The 18810-nt window shown below is 63.2% G+C and carries 15 protein-coding genes; 13 read left to right on the top strand and 2 right to left on the bottom strand.

The annotated features are described in order from the left end of the window. Positions 1 to 38: 38 nt before the first annotated feature. On the bottom strand, positions 39 to 998 hold the full coding sequence (locus tag G8O24_RS20315; protein WP_188102372.1) for a LysR family transcriptional regulator: 960 nt from the start codon (positions 996 to 998) through the stop codon (positions 39 to 41). 106 nt (positions 999 to 1104) lie between these two features. Between G8O24_RS20315 and G8O24_RS20310 the strand changes: the two genes are divergently transcribed. From G8O24_RS20310 to G8O24_RS20260, 11 genes are all read left to right on the top strand, one after another. Continuing rightward, positions 1105 to 2286, top strand: a complete 1182-nt coding sequence (locus G8O24_RS20310) for an MFS transporter (RefSeq protein WP_188102370.1) — start codon at positions 1105 to 1107, stop codon at positions 2284 to 2286. Between the two features lie 25 nt (positions 2287 to 2311). Beyond that, a complete protein-coding gene (locus G8O24_RS20305) occupies positions 2312 to 3346 on the top strand; it encodes an aldo/keto reductase (RefSeq protein WP_188102369.1) in 1035 nt (344 codons plus the stop codon). Positions 3347 to 3471: 125 nt separating this feature from the next. Next, entirely contained in the window at positions 3472 to 4599 is a 1128-nt protein-coding gene (locus G8O24_RS20300) for an alkene reductase (RefSeq protein ID WP_188102367.1), read from the top strand. Between the two features lie 185 nt (positions 4600 to 4784). Beyond that, the gene (locus G8O24_RS20295) at positions 4785 to 5288 is read left to right on the top strand and encodes a GFA family protein (protein ID WP_188102365.1); all 504 of its coding nucleotides are present in this window, start codon (positions 4785 to 4787) and stop codon (positions 5286 to 5288) included. Positions 5289 to 5396: 108 nt separating this feature from the next. Then, positions 5397 to 7058 (top strand): thiamine pyrophosphate-binding protein, encoded by a 1662-nt coding sequence (locus G8O24_RS20290; protein ID WP_188102363.1) that lies wholly within the window; start codon positions 5397 to 5399, stop codon positions 7056 to 7058. Between the two features lie 171 nt (positions 7059 to 7229). Then, a complete protein-coding gene (locus tag G8O24_RS20285) occupies positions 7230 to 8576 on the top strand; it encodes a L,D-transpeptidase scaffold domain-containing protein (RefSeq protein WP_244645920.1) in 1347 nt (448 codons plus the stop codon). A gap of 153 nt (positions 8577 to 8729) precedes the next feature. After that, positions 8730 to 9611, top strand: a complete 882-nt coding sequence (locus G8O24_RS20280) for a hypothetical protein (protein ID WP_188102360.1) — start codon at positions 8730 to 8732, stop codon at positions 9609 to 9611. Beyond that, entirely contained in the window at positions 9608 to 11035 is a 1428-nt protein-coding gene (locus G8O24_RS20275; RefSeq protein WP_188102358.1) for a S8 family serine peptidase, read from the top strand. The genes G8O24_RS20280 and G8O24_RS20275 overlap by 4 nt, the downstream gene beginning before the upstream one ends. Next, entirely contained in the window at positions 11025 to 12125 is a 1101-nt protein-coding gene (locus tag G8O24_RS20270) for an outer membrane protein (protein ID WP_188102355.1), read from the top strand. The genes G8O24_RS20275 and G8O24_RS20270 overlap by 11 nt, the downstream gene beginning before the upstream one ends. 141 nt (positions 12126 to 12266) lie before the next feature. Beyond that, on the top strand, positions 12267 to 13505 hold the full coding sequence (locus G8O24_RS20265; RefSeq protein ID WP_188102353.1) for a lytic murein transglycosylase: 1239 nt from the start codon (positions 12267 to 12269) through the stop codon (positions 13503 to 13505). A 17-nt stretch (positions 13506 to 13522) separates the two neighbouring features. Beyond that, positions 13523 to 14710 carry a polysaccharide deacetylase family protein gene (locus tag G8O24_RS20260; protein WP_188102352.1) on the top strand — a complete coding sequence of 396 codons (1188 nt, stop codon included), beginning with the start codon at positions 13523 to 13525 and terminating at the stop codon, positions 14708 to 14710. Positions 14711 to 14730: 20 nt separating this feature from the next. On the opposite strand, the gene G8O24_RS20255 is transcribed toward G8O24_RS20260, so the two are convergent. After that, positions 14731 to 16110 carry an LLM class flavin-dependent oxidoreductase gene (locus G8O24_RS20255; RefSeq protein ID WP_188102350.1) on the bottom strand — a complete coding sequence of 460 codons (1380 nt, stop codon included), beginning with the start codon at positions 16108 to 16110 and terminating at the stop codon, positions 14731 to 14733. 274 nt (positions 16111 to 16384) lie between these two features. On the opposite strand from G8O24_RS20255, the gene G8O24_RS20250 reads away from it, so the two are divergent. Next, the gene (locus tag G8O24_RS20250) at positions 16385 to 17782 is read left to right on the top strand and encodes a M20 family metallopeptidase (RefSeq protein WP_188102348.1); all 1398 of its coding nucleotides are present in this window, start codon (positions 16385 to 16387) and stop codon (positions 17780 to 17782) included. Between the two features lie 99 nt (positions 17783 to 17881). Continuing rightward, positions 17882 to 18793: an amino acid ABC transporter substrate-binding protein gene (locus G8O24_RS20245; protein ID WP_188102346.1), complete on the top strand. Its 912-nt coding sequence runs from the start codon at positions 17882 to 17884 to the stop codon at positions 18791 to 18793. The last annotated feature ends 17 nt before the right edge of the window (positions 18794 to 18810 follow it).

Here is an 18810-nt window from a genome sequence, read left to right as displayed (position 1 = left end):
AGAATGATCCGAAAGAGTGCGAAGCGGCAGTCCCGCGGTCAGCTACCTCTCTGCACCTTCCATTTCCCGTCGGCTGTGCGCTTGAGCGCGGGGTCTCCGACGCTGACATGCTGGGCCAGAAAATCGATGAAGGTGCGGACGCGCGCCGGCAGCGGTCCACTGTGGCCGACATAGACTGCGTGGATATCCTCGCGGTCGCCCGGATTGTAGCCCTGCAGCACCGGGATCAGGCGCCCGGCCTCGATATCCGGACCGATATGAAAGAGCGCCAGCCGCGCGAGCCCGACCCCGCCGAGCGCGAGATTGCGGGCCGCTTCGCCGTCGCTGGCGCGCGCCGCTGGCGGTGGTAGCGCCTCTTCGCTGCGATCGCCGCGGCGGAAAGGCCAGCCACGGATGCTGCGCGGAAAGGTCCAGCCGATGCCGCGATGGTCGGCGAGATCGGCCGGTGTCTTCGGTACGCCGAAGCGATCGAGATAGTCCGGTGCCGCCACCACCACCATCCGGCTCGTGCCGAGCTTGCGCGCGATGAGGCGCGAGGCCCGTAGCGGGCCGACGCGAATGGCGACGTCGGCGCGCTCTTCCATCAGGTCGATCACGGTGTCGGTGAGCACGAGGTCGAGCGTGACTTCGGGATGCGCGGCGAGGAAGCGTGGAATCAGCGGCATGACATGAAGCATGCCGAAGGGAATGTTGCTGTTGACGGTCAGGCGGCCGCGCGGCGCCGTGCCGGACGCCGCCTCGCGCTCGGCCTCCTCGATCTCGGCAAGGATGCGCACCGCGCGCTGATAGAAGGCCTGGCCTTCCTCGGTGAGCTGGAGCTTGCGCGTGGTGCGGTTGACGAGCCGCGTGCCGAGCCGGGCTTCCAGACGCGAGATCAGCTTGCTCACGCCCGAGGGTGTCAGACGGAGCCGCCTCGCCGCCGGGGTGAAGCCGCCGAGGTCGACGACGCGGATGAAGACCTCCATCTCGGCGGAGCGGTTGGTGTCGATGCGGGCCATGTTGAATTCGGGTCACAAATGATTGGATTGAGGACATTCTAATCGTTTCGCGCCGACGCGGCTATGTCCCCGTTCTCGATCATGTTCGTCTTGACCGGAGCCTTGCATGCCTCCCGCCGTTCTCGCTCTCGCCGCTGGTGCCTTCGGCATCGGCACCACCGAATTCATCATCATGGGCCTGCTGCTGCAGGTGGCGGCCGACATGCACGTCTCCGTTCCGGCCGCGGGACTGTTGATTTCCGGCTATGCGCTCGGCGTGTTCGTGGGCGCGCCGATCCTGACGCTGGCGACGCGGCGGATGCCGCGCAAGGCGGTGCTGCTCGCGCTGATGGCGATCTTCACGCTTGGCAACGCGGCCTGCGCGCTGGCCCCGAACTACGCGCTGCTGATGGCCGCGCGCGTCCTCACCTCGCTCGCCCACGGCACGTTCTTCGGTGTGGGATCGGTGGTGGCAACGAGCCTCGTGGCCGAGGACAAGCGCGCCTCCGCGATCGCCACGATGTTCATCGGCTTGACGGTCGCAACGCTGCTCGGCGTGCCTTTCGGTGCCTGGTTCGGCCTGATGCTTGGCTGGCGCGCGGCGTTCTGGGCCGTGACCGCAATCGGCTTCGTCGCCTTCGCGGTGGTGGCCGTGCTGGTCCCGGGGCACGTCGGCGCCGACGACAAACCGGCCTCGCTCAACGACGAGCTCGCGGTGCTCGCTCGCCCGCAGGTCATCCTCGGCCTCGCGATGACCGTGTTCGGCTTTGCCGGACTGTTCGTCGTCTTCACCTATATCCAGCCGATCCTGACGCGCCTCACCGGCTTCTCCGACGCCGCGGTCTCGCCCATCCTCCTGGTGTTCGGCGTCGGCCTGTCGATCGGCAACATCGCGGGCGGTCGGCTTGCCGATCGCGGGCTCGCGCGCGCCTTGGTCGGCACGCTCGGCGCACTCGCCCTCGTTCTGGTCGGGTTGGCGACTGTGCTGTCCGTCAAGGGCCTTGCGATCGCGCTGATCTTCCTGCTCGGTATCGCAGCCTTTGCGACCGTGGCGCCGCTGCAGCTTCGCGTGCTCGAAGCCGCCGGCTCTGCGGGCCGCACCCTCGCTTCGAGCCTCAACATTGCGGCGTTCAATCTCGGTAACGCGCTCGGCGCCTGGGCCGGGGGCATGACCATCGACCGCGGGCTCGGCCTGTCCATGCTGCCGCTGGTCGCCGCGGGCATCACCGCGCTTGGCCTCGTGCTGGCGCTGTGGAGTGTTCGTCTGGATGGCGCGCCGGTTGAGGACGCAGCCTGCCCTGCGGAATGAGACGCATCAGGAAAGGAATTCGACCATGGAATATCGCAAGCTCGGCGCTTCGGGTCTGAAGGTCCCCGTCCTCAGCTTCGGCACCGGAACGTTCGGCGGCCAGGGGCCGTTGTTCTCGGCCTGGGGCCGCAGCGGAATCGAGGACGCGCGAAGGCTCGTCGACATCTGCCTCGATGCCGGCGTCAACCTGTTCGACAGCGCCGACGTCTATTCGAATGGCGCCTCGGAGCAGATTCTGGGGGCGGCCATCAAAGGCCGCCGCGACAAGGTGCTGATCTCGACCAAGATGAGTCTGCCGATGGGCGACGGTCCGCTCGATGCCGGCTCGTCCCGCCACCGCCTGCTGAGTGCGGTGGATGCCGCCTTGGTCCGGCTCGGGACCGATTGCATCGATCTGCTTCAGCTTCATGCCTTTGACGCCTTCACGCCGATCGAGGAGGTGCTGTCGACGCTTGATACGCTCGTGCGCGCGGGCAAGCTCCGCTATGTCGGCGTCTCCAATTTCTCGGGCTGGCAATTGATGAAGTCGCTCGCGGTGGCCGACCGGCACGGCTGGCCGCGCTACGCCGCGCACCAGGTCTACTATTCCCTGGTCGGCCGCGACTATGAGTGGGAGCTGATGCCGCTCGGGCTCGACCAGGGTGTCGGTGCGCTGGTCTGGAGTCCGCTCGGCTGGGGCCGTCTCACCGGAAGGATCCGGCGCGACCAACCATTGCCGGCGACCAGCCGCCTGCACGAGACCGCGCAGTTCGGACCGCCGGTGGACGAGCAGCGTCTCTACGCAATCGTCGATGTGCTCGACGCGATCGCCGAGGAGACCGGCCGCACCGTGCCGCAGATCGCGATTGCCTGGCTGCTCGCCCGCCCCAGTGTGTCGTCGGTGATCATCGGCGCGCGTGACGAAGCGCAGTTGCGCGACAATCTCGGGGCCGTCGGCTGGTCGCTCAGCCCTGCCCAAATCAAGCGTCTGGACGAGGCCAGTGCCGTGATGCCGAGCTATCCCTATTACCCCTATCGCATTCAGCAGGGTTTTGCCCGCTTGAACCCGGCGCCGGTGTGATCCGACCGCAGAGGAACCACCGCATCCCCCCTTTCCGCTCGGACGCCAGGCAACAGCTGGAGCTTCACGGGCGCCGCCAGCTATCTTATGGTCTTCATCCTCTTATCGTTCATTCCGGGGCAGTCATGAAATTTCCGGCGTTGTTTCAACCGTTGCAGGTCGGTCCGTACAAGCTCGCACATCGCGTGGCGATGGCGCCATTGACACGGATGCGGGCCGAGCGCGAGAGCTTTGCACCGCGGCCGCTCAATGCCGAATATTACGGCCAGCGCGCGACGAAGGGCGGCTTGATCATCGCAGAAGCATCGCCCGTGCTCTCGCAGGGGCGCGGCAATCCGGCAACGCCGGGCATCTATACGGATGCGCAGGTCGCGGGCTGGCGCAAGGTGACGGATGCCGTGCACGCCAAGGGCGGCATCATCTTCCTCCAGCTCTGGCATGTCGGCCGGGTCTCGCATTCCTCCTTCCATGGCGGTGAGCTGCCGGTCTCGGCGTCGGCAATCCCGATCCGGGCCGAAGGCATGAAGGCGATGACGGCCGACGGCAAGATCGCTGATTACGAGACGCCGCGCGCGCTGGAGACCGACGAGGTCAAGGGGATCGTCGAGGCGTTCCGGCAAGGAGCGAAGAACGCGCTCGTGGCCGGTTTCGACGGCGTCGAGATTCACGGCGCCAACGGCTATCTGCTCGAGCAATTCCTGCAGTCGCGCAGCAACCGGCGCACCGATCAATATGGCGGCTCGATCGAGAACCGTACGCGGCTGCTGCTCGAAGTGACCCAGGCTGCGATCGACGTCTGGGGCGCGAGCCGCGTCGGCGTGCGGCTGTCGCCGCACGGCATCGCCAATGATTCCGCCGAGCCCGATCCGATGCCGCTCTACACCCACGTGGTGAAGGCGCTCGACAAGCTCGGACTTGCCTATCTGCATCTCATCGAGCCGCGCTCCAGCGGCGCCGGCCGTGCCGATGTTCATTGGGACAACGTGCCCTCGGCCATGGTGCTGTTCCGCCCGCACTACAGCGGCGTGCTGATGACCGCCGGTGGCTTCACCGGCGAGACGGCGAATGCCGCAATCGCCGAGGGACACGCCGACATCATCGCCTTCGGCCGCATCTTCATCTCCAATCCCGATCTGCCGCGGCGCCTGGAACACGACTACCCGGTCACCCCCTACAACCGCGCCACGTTCTATGGCGGCGAGGAAAAGGGGTATACGGACTATCCTGTCTATGACGAGCTGACGCCGGCGTAGGCGTTCGTCGTAGTCATCCGGAGCTATTGTGTTGCTCCGACTGCACCACAAATTCCGTCATTGCGAGCGCAGCGAAGCAATCCAGGATCTTTCCGCAGAGGCAGCCTGGATTGCTTCGTCGCATCAGCGCAAAATTGCTCCGCAATTTTGTCGCGAGCTCCTCGCAATGACGACGGAGAGAAACGATGGCCAAAGCCGCAGTCGCCGCAGGTATAGCCACCGGCCAGTGCCTCTGCGGCAAGGTCACCTTCGAGATCGACGTTCCCGCGCGCTGGGCCTGGCACGACCATTCCGCCGCCAGCCGCCGCGCCCATGGTGCGGCCTACGCCACCTATGTCGGCAGCTGGAAGAAGCGTTTTCGTATCACGTCGGGCAAGACCGCGCTGACCCGCTACGAGGACAAGGCGACCAGGACCGCGCGCAGCTTCTGCTCGCATTGTGGCACCCCGATCGCCTATGAGCGCCCGCGCGGGCCGCACATGGTCAACATTCCCCGCGCGCTGTTCAGGGAGCGCACCGGCCGCCAGCCGCTCTACCACATCGCCATCGAGGAGCTGCAGGAATGGGCCTATACCGGTGAGCCGCTGGTGCCGCTGAAGGGTTTTCCCGGCGTGGTCTGGCAGCGCTCGAAAAAGAAGAAGCGGGCCGGCGGCGAGGATCCGTTCGAGCTGGGGCGCGAGGAGATGTAGCGCGTCTCGCGCACGCAAGGCAGCCATGACCGCGCTTCCTTGCGCATGCCCTAAGATTTCGGCCATCATGCTTTCAGCCATGCGGCAACGTCCGCTCCCGGAGGAAGCATGAAGAACAAGATCACTGGCCGTTCCGCCTTTCTCGCGTTGCTCAAGGACGAGGGCATCACGCATCTGTTCGGCAACCCCGGGACCACCGAGCTGCCGATCATGCATGCGCTGAAGGACCATCCCGACCTCACCTATGTGATGGCGATGCAGGAGAGCCTGGTGGTCGCGATTGCCGACGGCTACAGCCGCGCCTCCGGCAAGCTCGTGGCCTGCAACGTCCATGTCGCGCCAGGCCTCGGCAACGCCATGGGCTCGCTCTACAACGCCCAATTCACGGGCACGCCGATGATCTTGACTGCGGGCCAGCAGGAGCAGGGCCACGGCCTGATGGAGCCGGTGCTGTATGGCCCGCTGGTGCGCATGGCCGAACCGCTGGTGAAATGGGCGGTCGAGGTGACACGGCTGGAGGATTTGCCGCGCATCGTGCGTCGCGCCGCCAAGGTCGCGACGACGCCGCCGACCGGGCCGGTGTTCATCTCGCTGCCGGGCGACATCCTCAACAGCGAGGCCGGCATCGATCTTGGCCGCTCTACCCGCATCGACGCGCGCGCAAGACCATCGGACGAGGCGCTGAAGGCGTTCGCCGCGCGCCTGCTCAAGGCCGAACGCCCCGTGATCGTGACCATGGACGAGGTGGTCAAGAGCGACGCGCTGAAGGAAGCCGCCGAATTGGCCGAATTGCTCGGCGCTGCTGCCTATCAATCCTCGACGGCCTATGGCTCGCACTTCCTGTCCGAGAGCCCGAGCTTCGTCGGCACGCTGGCCCGCGTGCAGAAGCTTGCCCGCGATACGCTGGCGCCCTACGATCTTCTCATCGCGCTCGGCGGCGATCCCGTGCGGATGTCGGTCTATAGCGAGATCGACCCGCTGCCGGATGGATTGCCTGTTCTGCAGGTCGGCCTGGTCGATTGGGAGATCGCCAAGAATTCTGGCGTGGAGATCGCGCTCAAGGCGGACGTCAGGGAAACGCTGCGCGCGTTGATACCGGTACTGAAGGACATGGGCGGCGCAGCTTTGGCGCAGCGTGCAAAACAGCGTCTCGCCGAACTCGCACCGAAGAACTGGACCGCGCGACGCGCAGCTCTGGTCGAGCAGATCGGCAAGAGCGCTGAACGTGCGCCAATCGATCCCGACTATCTCGTCTTGCAAATGGTCGAGGCGATGCCGGACAACGCCATTCTCGTCGATGAAGGCCTCACCTCCAGCCGTCAGATCACGAACCTGCGTCCGCACCGCGACCGCTACGGCTATCACGGCCTTGCTTCGGGCGGCATCGGTTGGGGCCTGCCGGCGTCGGTCGGCGTCAGCCTCGCCAATCCGGATCGCCCCGTCGTGTGCTTCTCCGGCGACGGCAGCGCGATGTATTCGATCCAGTCGCTGTGGACTGCGGCCCACCACAAGCTGCCGCTCAACGTCGTCATCGCCAACAACGGTGGCTACCGCATCATCAAGCAGCGCCTGCTCGCCTTCCATGGCGATGACAATTACGTCGGCATGGATTTTGTCGATCCCCCCGTGGATTTCGCCGGGTTTGCAAAGGCGCTGGGCTGCGAGGCGATCAAGGTCAGCGATCCCAGGGAGCTGAAGGCGACGCTGACGTCAGCGTTCAATAGGCCGGGCACCAAGCTGATCGAAGTGATGGTGGACGGGAGGGTGTAGGGTGGAATAATCTGCAGGCCATGATCGAGCCTTGGCCGTCTGGATGTCCGGTGGCCAGCTTCAATCGGATTTCAGCGCAGGCCAACATCGGAACGGACACGATTGCTGGAGTAAATTGCCAAGATGCTCGGTCGCCGCGCAAGCGTCTCTCTGGGAGTCGTCGCTCTCTTGATGGCGGCGCTGGCGGGTTGGCGAGTCTATTTGCCGACGCCCCTGCCTGAACAGAGTCGGAGCGTTCCTCTCAAACTGAAGCTTCTCCTGAATGCTCGAATAGCCGATCGGCTCCTTCCCAGATGGTCTGAGCGCGCCGCGGTTCTCGGTTTCTATCGGTCGCGGCACTACACGCCTGTCTGGATCGACGATGGAAAGCTGCACGCGCGCGGTTCGTCGGCCATCCAGTTCCTGGCGCAAGTGGGTTTGGAAGGGCTTGATCCCGGTGATTACCAGACCGCGCCCTTGTCGTTTATCTCCGACGGCGCGCTGGCACGTTCGGAGCTCGAATTGACCGCCGCGATCTTGCGCTATGCGCGAGATGTGCAATTCGGGAGAATATCCGGCGGCGATTTCGAGCGCATGATCCAATTCGAGCGCCCGCGCTTCGACGCGCGCAAATTGCTCGATGAACTCGCCGGCATGACCGACGTCGACAGCGCGCTGAATTTGCTGGCGCCGCCCTCCGTCGAATACCGCGCTCTGAGGGCAAAGCTGGCTGAGCTGCGTGCGAGCCCGGCTGGCGCGAACGATCTCGCCTCACGCTCGGGCAAGATGCGAACCGTCATCGACAACATGGAGCGATGGCGCTGGTACCCTCGCGACCTCGGCGCAACCAACGTCGTCGTCAATATTCCTCGATACCGGTTGACGTTCACCCAAGAGGGCGTGGTGAAATTCATCGGACGAACAGTCGTCGGTGAGCGCGCGCTTCCGACGCCGCTGCTCAGCGCTTCGATGACGTCGCTCACACTCAATCCGATCTGGAATATGCCGGACCAGATGGTGGAACGTGAGATCCTGCCGAGATTGAAGCAGGATCCGGATCTGCTGGACCGGCTGGGACTGAAGACAGAGCGGCGAGTGGACGGAACGTTGCGCCTTTATCAAGCCCCCGGTGACGGGAACGCCGAAGGCCGCGTGCGTTTCAATTTTCCAAACAAGTTTCTCGTCTATCAGCACGACACGCCCGACCGGCGCCTTTTTGATCAGGACGCACGCGCCTACAGCCACGGCTGTGTCCGCGTCGAGAATGCGATCTATTATGCGGGCTTCCTGCTCGCGAGCGCATATCCCGGCGAGCAGTATCCGCCTGAACGCCTGTTTTCCCTGTTTGGCCCGAACGAGATCGAGTTCAGGTTTCCCAAACCGATTCCCGTTCATCTGACCTATCAAACGGCCTATGTGGACTCCGACGGCTCCCTCGTTCTGCTGCCTGACATCTACGGCCTGGACGCGAAAGTTGAAGCTGCGCTCGATGCTCGCAGCAAGGTGTCGCGGCTGACGCAAGTCGTTGGCCGGATTTAGCTAAAAGCGCCAAATTGCGCGTAATTGGTGCCGTCGTCTGCCGGAATATGCAGTCCGAATATTTCAAGGTGTGCCGCTTTTGTCACAAGGAACCGTACTAAGGTTGCCGGGTAGATTTTCGCTTTTTGATTGAAGTTTTTGCGGTTGTGATTGATGCGCAAGTTCGCTTGGCCAATTTTCTCCGCATTGCTTGCCGCGCAGAGTCAGTTTGCGACGGCGGCAGAACCCGTGGGCGCGCCTGCGCCAGAAATCTATAGTTCCTGGGGATGCGGATACACGCTGTGGGTCAGTTACCGGGGGCCCATCAGCTTCAACAATCCAACGTCGTACATCCATATCTGGATCCCGTTCGGTGGTTTCCGCTTCGATCCGTTGCCGGATCCATCGCCAACACCGACGACGCTCTATGGCGGCCCCTTTATCGGCCTTCAGCCCGGCAGCGGTACGCCGCCGACGATGACGTTGAATACGGACGATCCGGCGCAAAACACGCCGCCGACGATGACGCTGAACACGGATGATCCTTCTGGCAACAATCCTCCGAAACCTCCGGACAATGGCACCGACGTCGTGCCGGTTGTCGGCGATCTTGGCGGGCCGCCGAATGACTCTCAGAAGAAGACGCCATCCCCGGACGATACGATCGGATTGCGCTATACGGGATCCGAGCCCGGACAGACCCTTGCTCTGATGTCGCCGGAGCACATGTTGCCTTGGTCCTCCCCGGTGAAGCTCGATGGTGGATACGATCTCGGATTCGCCGGCTGCACGACGGGTCTCGACAACACCTGCACGGCAAGCCTGCACCGGAGTGAACTGGCGAGCTACGGCTTCGGCAAGCTCGGTCTCTCCAACGCTTACACGACGCTGAATTTCAAAGCCTTCAAATATCCGGCCGCTCCGCCGCTCGGTGACGACGCTTGCAGGAGCAAGCAGGTGCCGCCCGTTCGCCAGGCAAGGATTGCGGTTGAAGGCATGAGGGATCACGAAGGCGAACTCCCGTCTGTCCGGATCGATCTCGGGGGCGCGCGATGATCCGGCGCTTTTCATGGCTTCTCGCGTTCCTGCTGCTGGGCGGCGGGCCGGCCAGTGCAGACGACGCGATGCTGTCGCCGCCTGAGGTGCGCTATTTCTCGAGCAAGGGTTCATGGAAGCAGGAGTTTGCCGATCAATGGGCGCTCCAGCGCATCGGCTTCGACAGTTCGCCGCAATCCGCGTGGCGTCTGGTGCGGCGCGACGCGCAGCCCGTCATCGTCGCGGTGATCGATACCGGACTGGATTGGGATCACCGAAACTTCAGCTGGGACAGTCTCTGGCGCAACCCTGCGGAAACGCAAGGAAACGGCATCGACGACGACAAGGACGGCTTTGTCGATGATGTCATTGGCTGGAATTTCATCCAGAACAACAACCGTCCCTGGGATCACGACGGACACGGGACACTGGTCGCAGGTATCATCGCCGCGGCCTGGAGCGACAAGGACGGAATGGCCGGGGTCAATCCGTTGGCGCGACTGATGATCCTCAAGGGGATCGACGATTTCGGTCGCGCGCGGGCGAGCAAGATCGCCGAGGCTATCATTTTTGCCTCGGATCACGGCGCGCGCGTCATCAACCTCAGCATTGGCGGCAACAAGATCACGGAGGTCGAGCGCGCGGCAGTCGAGCACGCCTTTTCCAAGGGAGCGGTCATCGTTGCTGCGGCCGGGAATGAGGGCGTCGACGTCAGCAACTACGGAATAGCCGCCTCCGACAAGGTGCTCGTCGTCGGTGCAACGGATTTCAACGACCAGCATGCGCCGTTCTCGAACTGGGGCAAGAACATCTCCGTTGCCGCTCCGGGCGTCGACGTGATGAGCCTTCGCGCCCGCCGGACCGACACGATGGTGTCGGTCCCAGGCGGCAAATACATCGCCGGATCGCATTTCGTCGGTCCTGACAGGCGCTACTACCGTGCAAGCGGCACGTCTTTCGCGGCGCCTCTGGTGACGGGCCTGGCGTCTCTCATGATCGCGAAGGATCCGAGCCTGACCAACGTCCAGGTGATGCAGATCATCAAGAGCACGGCGCGAGACGTCGGAATCCCGGGCGTCGACCAATATACCGGCTATGGAATTGTCGATGCCGGTGCGGCGCTCGCGGCACCCAAGGACTATTTTCTCCTCGCCGGCATCAGCAGGCTCGCGCCGGTCCAGAAGGGCAACGCGACTGTCGTGCGCGTGTTTGGAACGGCAGATGCCAACGCGTTCAAGTCGGCGCGCATCGAAATCGGGCAGGGCGACAATCCGCAAGCGTGGAAGCCGGTGGGCACGATCGCGAAGCCGGTTTCGTCAGACGGTCCGCTCGGCGATATTGCGGCTTCCGCTCTCGCGGGAGCCAAGGTCTGGAATGTCAGGTTGATCGTGCAGCACGGCAATGGGGCGCAGCGCGAAGTGCGATACAAGCTTAATGTTGGTTAGTTCTTCTCTGGAGGGGGTCATGGTTAGGTTCAGGACAATGCTACTTGCGTGCTTTGCGACGCTCGCACTCTCGAGCGCCGCTTATGCCGTCGTCAGCGACACGGATGTGACGGCGAAAAAGCCTGACACCGAGCAAAGCAGTACGACAATCACCTTGACCGGAAAGACCTCGAGCGGCCAGCCGACGCATCATTCCTACAAGCTTCATCTCGACAAACACCACTCGATCGCCAGGAAGCACATTCCTGCCGACAACAAGACTGACGAACGCAAGACGACTGCCTACTTCGACGTTCTCGTCGAGACCGTTGGCAAGCAGCCATACACAACCCAGGTCCCGAGTGAGGTGGTTCAGAACGGTGGAACCATCAATCTCCCCGACGGCACGACGCTGCAATTCCAGCCGACCGGCGGCAGCACTGCGGGAGGGATGATGCCCATCAGCCCCGTCCCCTACACCTGGACCGGATTCTACGTCGGCATGAACGGATCCGGCGCCTTCTCCAATCCGATGATCCGTGAGCGCATCGCGGGGACCATGACCACGACCAACCGGCTCAACGATTCGGATGTCCTAGGTGGGATCGGAGTTCAGGGAGGATATGATTTCGGTGGATTTGGAATACCGGGTGCAACGCTCGGCCCGTTTGCGTCGTTCAACTATCTCGGCCAGTCCGTGGATCACGGCTTTCCGGGCGGTTTCTTCATCGGCACCCGCTACAACTGGACCGCGGATCTGGGCGTCAAGGCCGGATATTGGATCACGCCACGCGCGCAGCTCTACGCGCTCGGCGGCGTCGAGTTCCTGAACTACGACCTTCAGAGCAATTTCACCGGCCCGGTCCTGAGAGAGAATCGCACGACAACTGGCGCCTTGGTCGGGATTGGCGCAGAATTGACACGGCCGGACTGGCATATGGGCAATGGACAGTGGACCGCCTTTGGCCAGGCCACATATTCATGGTTCTGCGGTGACACCATTCGCACGCCAGTCTTCTCTCCGGGATTCGACTACAATGTCCGCAGCAACCAGATGCGGATAGCGTTTGGTTTCAACTATCATCCGGGCATGGCGCCGCCTCCTCCGTAGTCGAGAGCAGGTCCATTTGTCAGGCTCGCCGGGAGATCACGTTTGATCTTCCGTCCGAGTCGAGGCGTGCCGGCGCTGTGGTGACGATGCGTGATGCTTCCGAAACGAGGCCAAAACGTCAATCCTGCCTCCGTCGCGTCAATGCGTCGCGGGCTTGTCGCGGCGACGTTGCTCGTGGCGGGTCTCTGCGGCCATGCCAACGCTGCGGACGATCGACCGGCCACCAGTAGTGCGACGATCGCGCCCGATGGGCCGCCGGATGTCGTGCGCGCGTTCAAGGCGTGCATGGACCAGATCGCCCCGGAGGCGTTGCGTCGCGTCTCGCGGCAGACATTCGTCGGTGCGACGGCGATGCTTGAACCGGATCCGGTGGTTCTCGAACGTTTGCAGTCCCAACCAGAGTTCGAGCTGGCGCTCTGGCAGTACCTCGACGTCATCGTGAACGATGGCAAGATCGCGGCTGGCCGAGCCGCACTGGAGCGCCTTCGTGCGCAATTCGATGCCGTCGAGGAAGCGTTTGGCGTCGATCGCTACGTGATCGCCGCCATCTGGGGTGTGGAGACCAATTACGGCACAGAACCCGGGCCATTTTCTGTCATCCGCTCGACTGCAACGCTTGCCTGTAGCGGACGGCGGCAGGCCTACTTTCGCGATCAATTCCTCGCCGCGCTCGAAATATTGGAGCGGGGCTATGTCGCCGCCGATCGCTTCCGGGGATCGTGGTCGGGCGCTTTTGGCGGCGGGCAATTCATGCCCACGACCTTTCTGAACTATGCGGTCGATTTCGACGGGCATGGCAGGCCCGATATCCTCGACGATGTATCGGATGTGCTCGCTTCGATCGCAAACGTTCTGCGTGCCAATGGCTGGAGCGCCAATGCGCCCTGCGCCATCGAAGTCGCGCTGCAGGCCGATTTCGACTACGCTTTGGTGCTCGACCGCAGACCGATCACGGAATGGATACAATCGGGGGTGAGGCCGTTGGCGGCCGATGCGAGCATCGATCAGCGGCAATTGGCACACCTGTCCTTGCCAGCCGGCTATCGCGGGCCCGCGTTTTTGCTGTTGCCGAATTTCGGCGTCGTCAAGCAATACAACCCGGCCTACGCTTACGCCTTGGCCGTCTGTCAGCTGGCGGGGCGTCTTCGCGGTGACGCCGGGATTTCCAAACCCTGGCCGCGCGATGAGCGAGTCTTGTCGAGTGCCGAGCGGACGGAGCTTCAATCGCTGCTGCGATCAAACGGTTTTGATCCGGGCCCGAGCGATGGCATGCTGGGGCCGCGAACCAGTGCCGCAATCGTGGCGTTCGAGAAGAAGGCCAATCTCGTTCCGGATGGATTTGCCTCGGGTGCATTGCTGGAACGCTTGCGCCATCCCTGAGGTTGCGGACTGTTCCAATGAGCCAGAGCCGGCCGAACTTATTTGGACCAGCGGCGGTTTTGCTGATTGCCATGGGCATCGTCGCTCCGCTCGCAAGCGCGAATGCCGCGGGTCCGTCGCAGGTCGCGGTCCATCGCCGGGAGACTTGGCCGGATGCGATCGATTCCTCGGGCGCGTTTGACCGGAGATCGCGAGCCGAGGAGTTGGTGTTCGCTCGCGCCCTTGCCGAGAGCGAAAACCTCACGGTGCCGGAACTGAAAGCGCAGCTGGATGTCGATGTCGTAGACATGCCGTCGGTCGAGCGCGTGCGCCGCAGGCTCTGGCGTATTCTTGCAGCGAATTATGCGATCGCGATCGAGGGATGCGGCATTTCCGGTGTCTTCTGTCCCGTGAACACTGAGGCTCAAGATCTACGAAACGCCGCACTCGCGCTGTCTGAAAGCAGCGTCGACGAGCGCTACCGGCCATGGCTCTATGACGCGATCAAGTTTCACAAGATTTATCTCAGGGAACTTCTTCGATTGGCCGCACTGTTTCCACGTGTCAGCAGCGAGATCGACGTTTACAACGACAGGGAGTTACAGGGCTGGGAGCTGGCGGACCGGCAATTCGTGTTGACGTTCGATGATGGCCCAAGCGAAGTTATGGGGTCGGGCGCTGACACCACGATTCAGTTGATCGAATGGCTTCGCAGAAGCGGCATCAACGGAATTTTCTTTGTCCTGGGCGAGCGGATGCGGGCCCGCGCGCAAACGACATCCGTCCGTACACTCGACGATCTCTATGCGGGGATGTGCGTCGGTTCACACGGATGGAGCCATTATCCTCACACCACTTGGCCACAATGGCAGGAATCGGTTGTGCGAAGCCTGGCCTTGGTCGGAGCGACCGTGCCGAATTCCCGGGTCGCGCTCTTCCGGCCGCCCTACGGGCAGCGACTGCCGGGAAGCGGAGTCTTTTTTGCCGCGCAGAACTTGAAGGTCGTGCTTTGGAATATCGATTCTCAAGATTGGCAGTCAGGTCTGACGCCGGCTGAGATCGAACGCCGCGTCTTTGCGCTTATGCTGCTCTGGCGCCGCGGGGTCATTCTCTTCCATGATACCGACGCGAAAGCGCGCGTGGTCATGGTCGATCTCATCAAGCGACCAGCGGTCGACTTCATCAAATGGCTCGACTGTCGCCGGGTCGCAGCGGAGACACGATAGATTGGTGCGCGAGGTGGGCTCTACCCCGTCCTCCCCACCCGATACCCCGCCGCCGGATGCGGTCCGTCGAGCCTGGCGCGACCCGCGCCGAATAGCTTTTCCCGCAGTGTACCTTTCGCGTATTCCGGCTTGTACCGCCCGCGCTTGGTAAGTTCCGGCACCAGCATGTCGGCGATATCCTCGAAATCGCCGGGCGAGATCGCAAACGCGACGTTGAGGCCGTCGACGTCGGTTTTCTCGAACCAGTCCTCGATCTTGTCGGCGACGCTTTCGGGCGTGCCTGTTACAACCGGGCCGGCGCCGCCGATGCCGACATGCTCGATGACGTCGCGCACGGTCCAGACCCGATCGGGATCGCCGCGGGTGACGTTGTCGAGTGCGCTGCGGCCGGCATCATTCTGGACGTGACGCACCTGCTGGTCGAGCTCATAGCCGGAGAAGTCGATGCCGGTCCAGCCCGACATCAGGGCGAGCGCGCCTTCCGGGTTGATGTGCGAGCGGTAGTCGGCATATTTCGCCGCAGCTTCAGCCTCGGTGTTGCCGAGGATGATCGTCATCATGTTGAACATCAGGATCTCGGCCGGGTTGCGGCCGAGCTTGGCCGCTTCCTCGCGGATCGCGGCGACCCGCGGCGCAATGATCTTGGCCGATGGCCCCGACATGAACACGCATTCGGCGTGCTTGGCGGCGAATTGCCGGCCGCGCGGCGAGGTGCCGGCCTGGTACAGCACCGGCGTGCGCTGCGGCGACGGCTCGCTCAAATGGATGGTGTTGTTGATGCGGTAATTCGCACTCTCGTGAGTGATGCGATGAACCTTTGAGGGATCGGTGAAGATGCCGCGCTTGCGATCGCGCAGCACCGCATCGTCCTCCCAGCTGCCTTCCCAGAGCTTGTAGACCACCTCCATATATTCGTCGGCGATGTCGTAGCGGTCGTCGTGCCCGGTCTGCTTGTCCTTGCCGGCGCCACGCGCGGCGCTGTCGAGATAGCCGGTGACGACGTTCCAGCCGACCCGCCCCTCGGTGAGATGGTCGAGCGTCGACATTCGCCGCGCGAACGGGTAGGGCGGCTCGAAGGACAGGTTACTGGTGACGCCGAAGCCCAGATTTTTCGTCACGGCGGCCATCGCCGACAGCAGCAGCAGCGGTTCGTTGGACGGAGTCTGTGCTGCATTGCGCAAGGCCGCGTCAGGGCTGTTGCCATAGACGTCGTAGACGCCGAGCACGTCGGCCAGGAACAGCCCGTCGAAGCGGCCACGCTCCAGCGTCTTGGCGAGATCGATCCAATAGGGCAGGCGGTTATATTCGGCCGTGCGGTCGCGCGGATGGGTCCACAGCCCCGGTGATTGATGCGCGACGCAATTCATCGCAAATGCGTTGAGCCTGATCTCTTTGGCCATGCTGGTCCCTTGCTGGTCCCTTTGGCGCCCTGTACCGAGCGCTCTTCGAATGATAGACGTGCGCCCCAATCTGGCGAAGTTCTTGCATATCCTTGGCCCTTGGCAAGGGCCAAGGATAGATGGCTTGGCATCGGCAAGGCCAAAATCAGCGGGCTGCAGCCCCTTGGCAAGCCAATCTCAAGAGAGCAAGAACGAAATCGCAAGTCCCGCCACTTTTCGAGCGCCGGCATAGCCCGCTACGCTGCCTCGTTTCATCAAGTTGAAGACGATACCAATGACCAGAGCCGACGCCATCGCCCGCGCCCGGGACGACTTCAAATCCGGTGCGTTCCTTGCTGAACTCGACCGCCGCGTCGCCTTCAAGACCGAGAGCCAGAATGGCTCGCGCGGCCCCGAGCTGCGCGCCTATCTGGAGCAGGAGATGGTGCCGTCCTTTGCCGCCCTCGATTTCGACAGCCGCATCGTGGAATCGCCGAGCGGCAAGTCGCCGTTCCTGTTTGCCGAGCATCACGAGAGCGCCTCGGCTCCGACCGTCCTGATCTACGGCCATGGCGACGTCGTCGACGGCATGGAGGGCGAGTGGCGCGAGGGTCGCGATCCCTGGCGCACGACCGCCTCGGGCATTCGCCTCTATGGCCGCGGCACCGCCGATAACAAGGGCCAGCACAGCATCAACATGGCCGCGCTCCGCGCGGTGCGCGAGGCCCGCGGCGGCAAGCTCGGCTTCAATGCCAAATTCATCGTCGAGATGGGCGAGGAGATCGGCTCGCCAGATCTCGGCAAGGTCTGCGACCTCAACCGCGACGCGCTCAAGGCCGATCTGTTCATGGCTTCCGACGGGCCGCGGCTGTCGGCGGACCGGCCGACACTGTTCCTGGGCTGCCGCGGCGGCATCCGCATTCATCTCGACGTCGCCTTGCGCGACGGCGGCCACCATTCCGGCAATTGGGGCGGCGTGCTCGCCAATCCCGCGACCATCCTGGTCAATGCGATCTCGACGCTGGTCGACGGCCATGGCCGGATTCAGCTCGAGGCGCTGAAGCCGCCGCGGCTGACCAACCAGATCCGCAGCTATCTGGCCGATGTGCAGGTGGTGCCGACCGAGGACGAGCCTGCGCTGGCGGACAATTGGGGCGAGGAGGGCCTGTCCGCGGCGGAGCGGCTCTATGCCTGGAACACGCTGGAGGTATTGGCGATGTCGTCGGGCAATATCGAAAAGCCGGCCAATGCGATTCCCGGTCACGCCAATGCCGTGCTGCAGCTGCGTTTCGTGGTCGGCACCAAGGTCGACGGCCTGATCGATGCTATCAGGGCCCATCTGGTCGAACGCGGCTTTCCCATGGTCGAGGTACGCGCGGCCCAGAGCTTTGCCGCATCGCGCACCGATTTCGACAGCCCCTGGATCAAATGGGCGGCCGATTCCGTCCAGAACACCACCGGCAAGGCGCCGGCGGTGCTGCCAAATTTCGGCGGCTCGCTGCCGAATGACGTGTTTTCCGAAATACTTGGCCTGCCGACGATCTGGGTCCCGCACTCCTATCCCGGCTGCTCCCAGCACGCGCCGAACGAGCACATTCTGCTGCCATTGACCGAAGAGGCCTTGACGGTCATGGCAGGGCTGTTCTGGGATCTCGGGGAATTGCCGGGGCCGCTGACAAAGCCGCGGACCTGAGCCAGTTAACCTGAGCCGCGATCCCGCCAAAAGTCACATTCTAATCCGGGCCGATTTGTGCTTGCATCCGGCCGCATCATCCTGAAAGGGGACAAAAAAGTGAAGCATTTCCGTCACATCGGGCTCGCGCTCGCCGCGACCTTCGTCGTCAGCCAGGCCGGGGCCCAGGAGCTGACCGGCACGCTGAAGAACATCAAGGACACCGGCGCCATCACGCTGGGCTTCCGCGACTCCTCGATCCCGTTCTCCTATCTCGACGACAACCAGAAGCCCGTCGGGTTCGCGATGGACATCTGCTACAAGATCGTCGACGCCGTGAAGAAGGAGCTCAAGCTCGACAAGCTCGAGGTCAAGCTCAATCCCGTCACCTCGGCGACGCGTATTCCGCTGATGGCCAACGGCACCATCGACCTCGAATGCGGCTCGACCACCAACAATGCCGAGCGCCAGAAGCAGGTGTCGTTCACCAACACGCACTTCCTGACCGCGAGCCGTTACGTGTTCAAGAAGTCGAGCGGCCTGAAGTCGATCGACGATCTCAAGGGCAAGACGGTGGTCTCCACCGCCGGCACCACCAACATCAAGCAGCTCACCGAAGCCAATGTCGCGAAGGGCCTCGGCGCCAACATCATTCCGGCCAAGGACCACGCCGAAGCCTTCTTGATGGTCGAGACCGACCGTGCGGTCGCGTTCGTCATGGACGACATCCTGCTCGCGAGCCTCGTTGCCGGCTCGAAGTCGCCGGACGACTACGTGATCTCGAAGGACGCGTTCTCGAAGCCCGAGCCTTACGGCATCATGCTGCGCAAGGACGATGCGGCGTTCAAGAAGGTGGTCGATGCGGCAACCGCCGCGCTCTACACCTCCGGCGAAGGCCAGAAGATCTACGACAAATGGTTCACCCAGAAGATCCCGCCGAAGGGCCTGAATCTCAACACGCCGATTTCGGATGAGCTGAAGCATGAATTCGCCAAGCCGTCGGACTCGCCGAATCCGGACGACTACAAGTAAGATATAACCTCGATCTT

Origin of the sequence: Bradyrhizobium campsiandrae (genome assembly GCF_014529705.1) — a bacterium.
In the GTDB taxonomy this organism is placed as follows: Bacteria; Pseudomonadota; Alphaproteobacteria; order Rhizobiales; family Xanthobacteraceae; genus Bradyrhizobium; species Bradyrhizobium campsiandrae.
This window is presented reverse-complemented; position numbering and strand designations above follow the sequence as displayed.

Bases quoted from the DNA above. Each gene is read 5' to 3' on its own strand.
- G8O24_RS20315 (WP_188102372.1), bottom strand. From the start codon at position 998: ATGGCCCGCATCGACACCAACCGCTCCGCCGAGATGGAGGTCTTCATC.
- G8O24_RS20310 (WP_188102370.1), top strand. From the start codon at position 1,105: ATGCCTCCCGCCGTTCTCGCTCTCGCCGCTGGTGCCTTCGGCATCGGC.
- G8O24_RS20305 (WP_188102369.1), top strand. From the start codon at position 2,312: ATGGAATATCGCAAGCTCGGCGCTTCGGGTCTGAAGGTCCCCGTCCTC.
- G8O24_RS20300 (WP_188102367.1), top strand. From the start codon at position 3,472: ATGAAATTTCCGGCGTTGTTTCAACCGTTGCAGGTCGGTCCGTACAAG.
- G8O24_RS20295 (WP_188102365.1), top strand. From the start codon at position 4,785: ATGGCCAAAGCCGCAGTCGCCGCAGGTATAGCCACCGGCCAGTGCCTC.
- G8O24_RS20290 (WP_188102363.1), top strand. From the start codon at position 5,397: ATGAAGAACAAGATCACTGGCCGTTCCGCCTTTCTCGCGTTGCTCAAG.
- G8O24_RS20285 (WP_244645920.1), top strand. From the start codon at position 7,230: ATGGCGGCGCTGGCGGGTTGGCGAGTCTATTTGCCGACGCCCCTGCCT.
- G8O24_RS20280 (WP_188102360.1), top strand. From the start codon at position 8,730: ATGCGCAAGTTCGCTTGGCCAATTTTCTCCGCATTGCTTGCCGCGCAG.
- G8O24_RS20275 (WP_188102358.1), top strand. From the start codon at position 9,608: ATGATCCGGCGCTTTTCATGGCTTCTCGCGTTCCTGCTGCTGGGCGGC.
- G8O24_RS20270 (WP_188102355.1), top strand. From the start codon at position 11,025: ATGTTGGTTAGTTCTTCTCTGGAGGGGGTCATGGTTAGGTTCAGGACA.
- G8O24_RS20265 (WP_188102353.1), top strand. From the start codon at position 12,267: ATGCGTCGCGGGCTTGTCGCGGCGACGTTGCTCGTGGCGGGTCTCTGC.
- G8O24_RS20260 (WP_188102352.1), top strand. From the start codon at position 13,523: ATGAGCCAGAGCCGGCCGAACTTATTTGGACCAGCGGCGGTTTTGCTG.
- G8O24_RS20255 (WP_188102350.1), bottom strand. From the start codon at position 16,110: ATGGCCAAAGAGATCAGGCTCAACGCATTTGCGATGAATTGCGTCGCG.
- G8O24_RS20250 (WP_188102348.1), top strand. From the start codon at position 16,385: ATGACCAGAGCCGACGCCATCGCCCGCGCCCGGGACGACTTCAAATCC.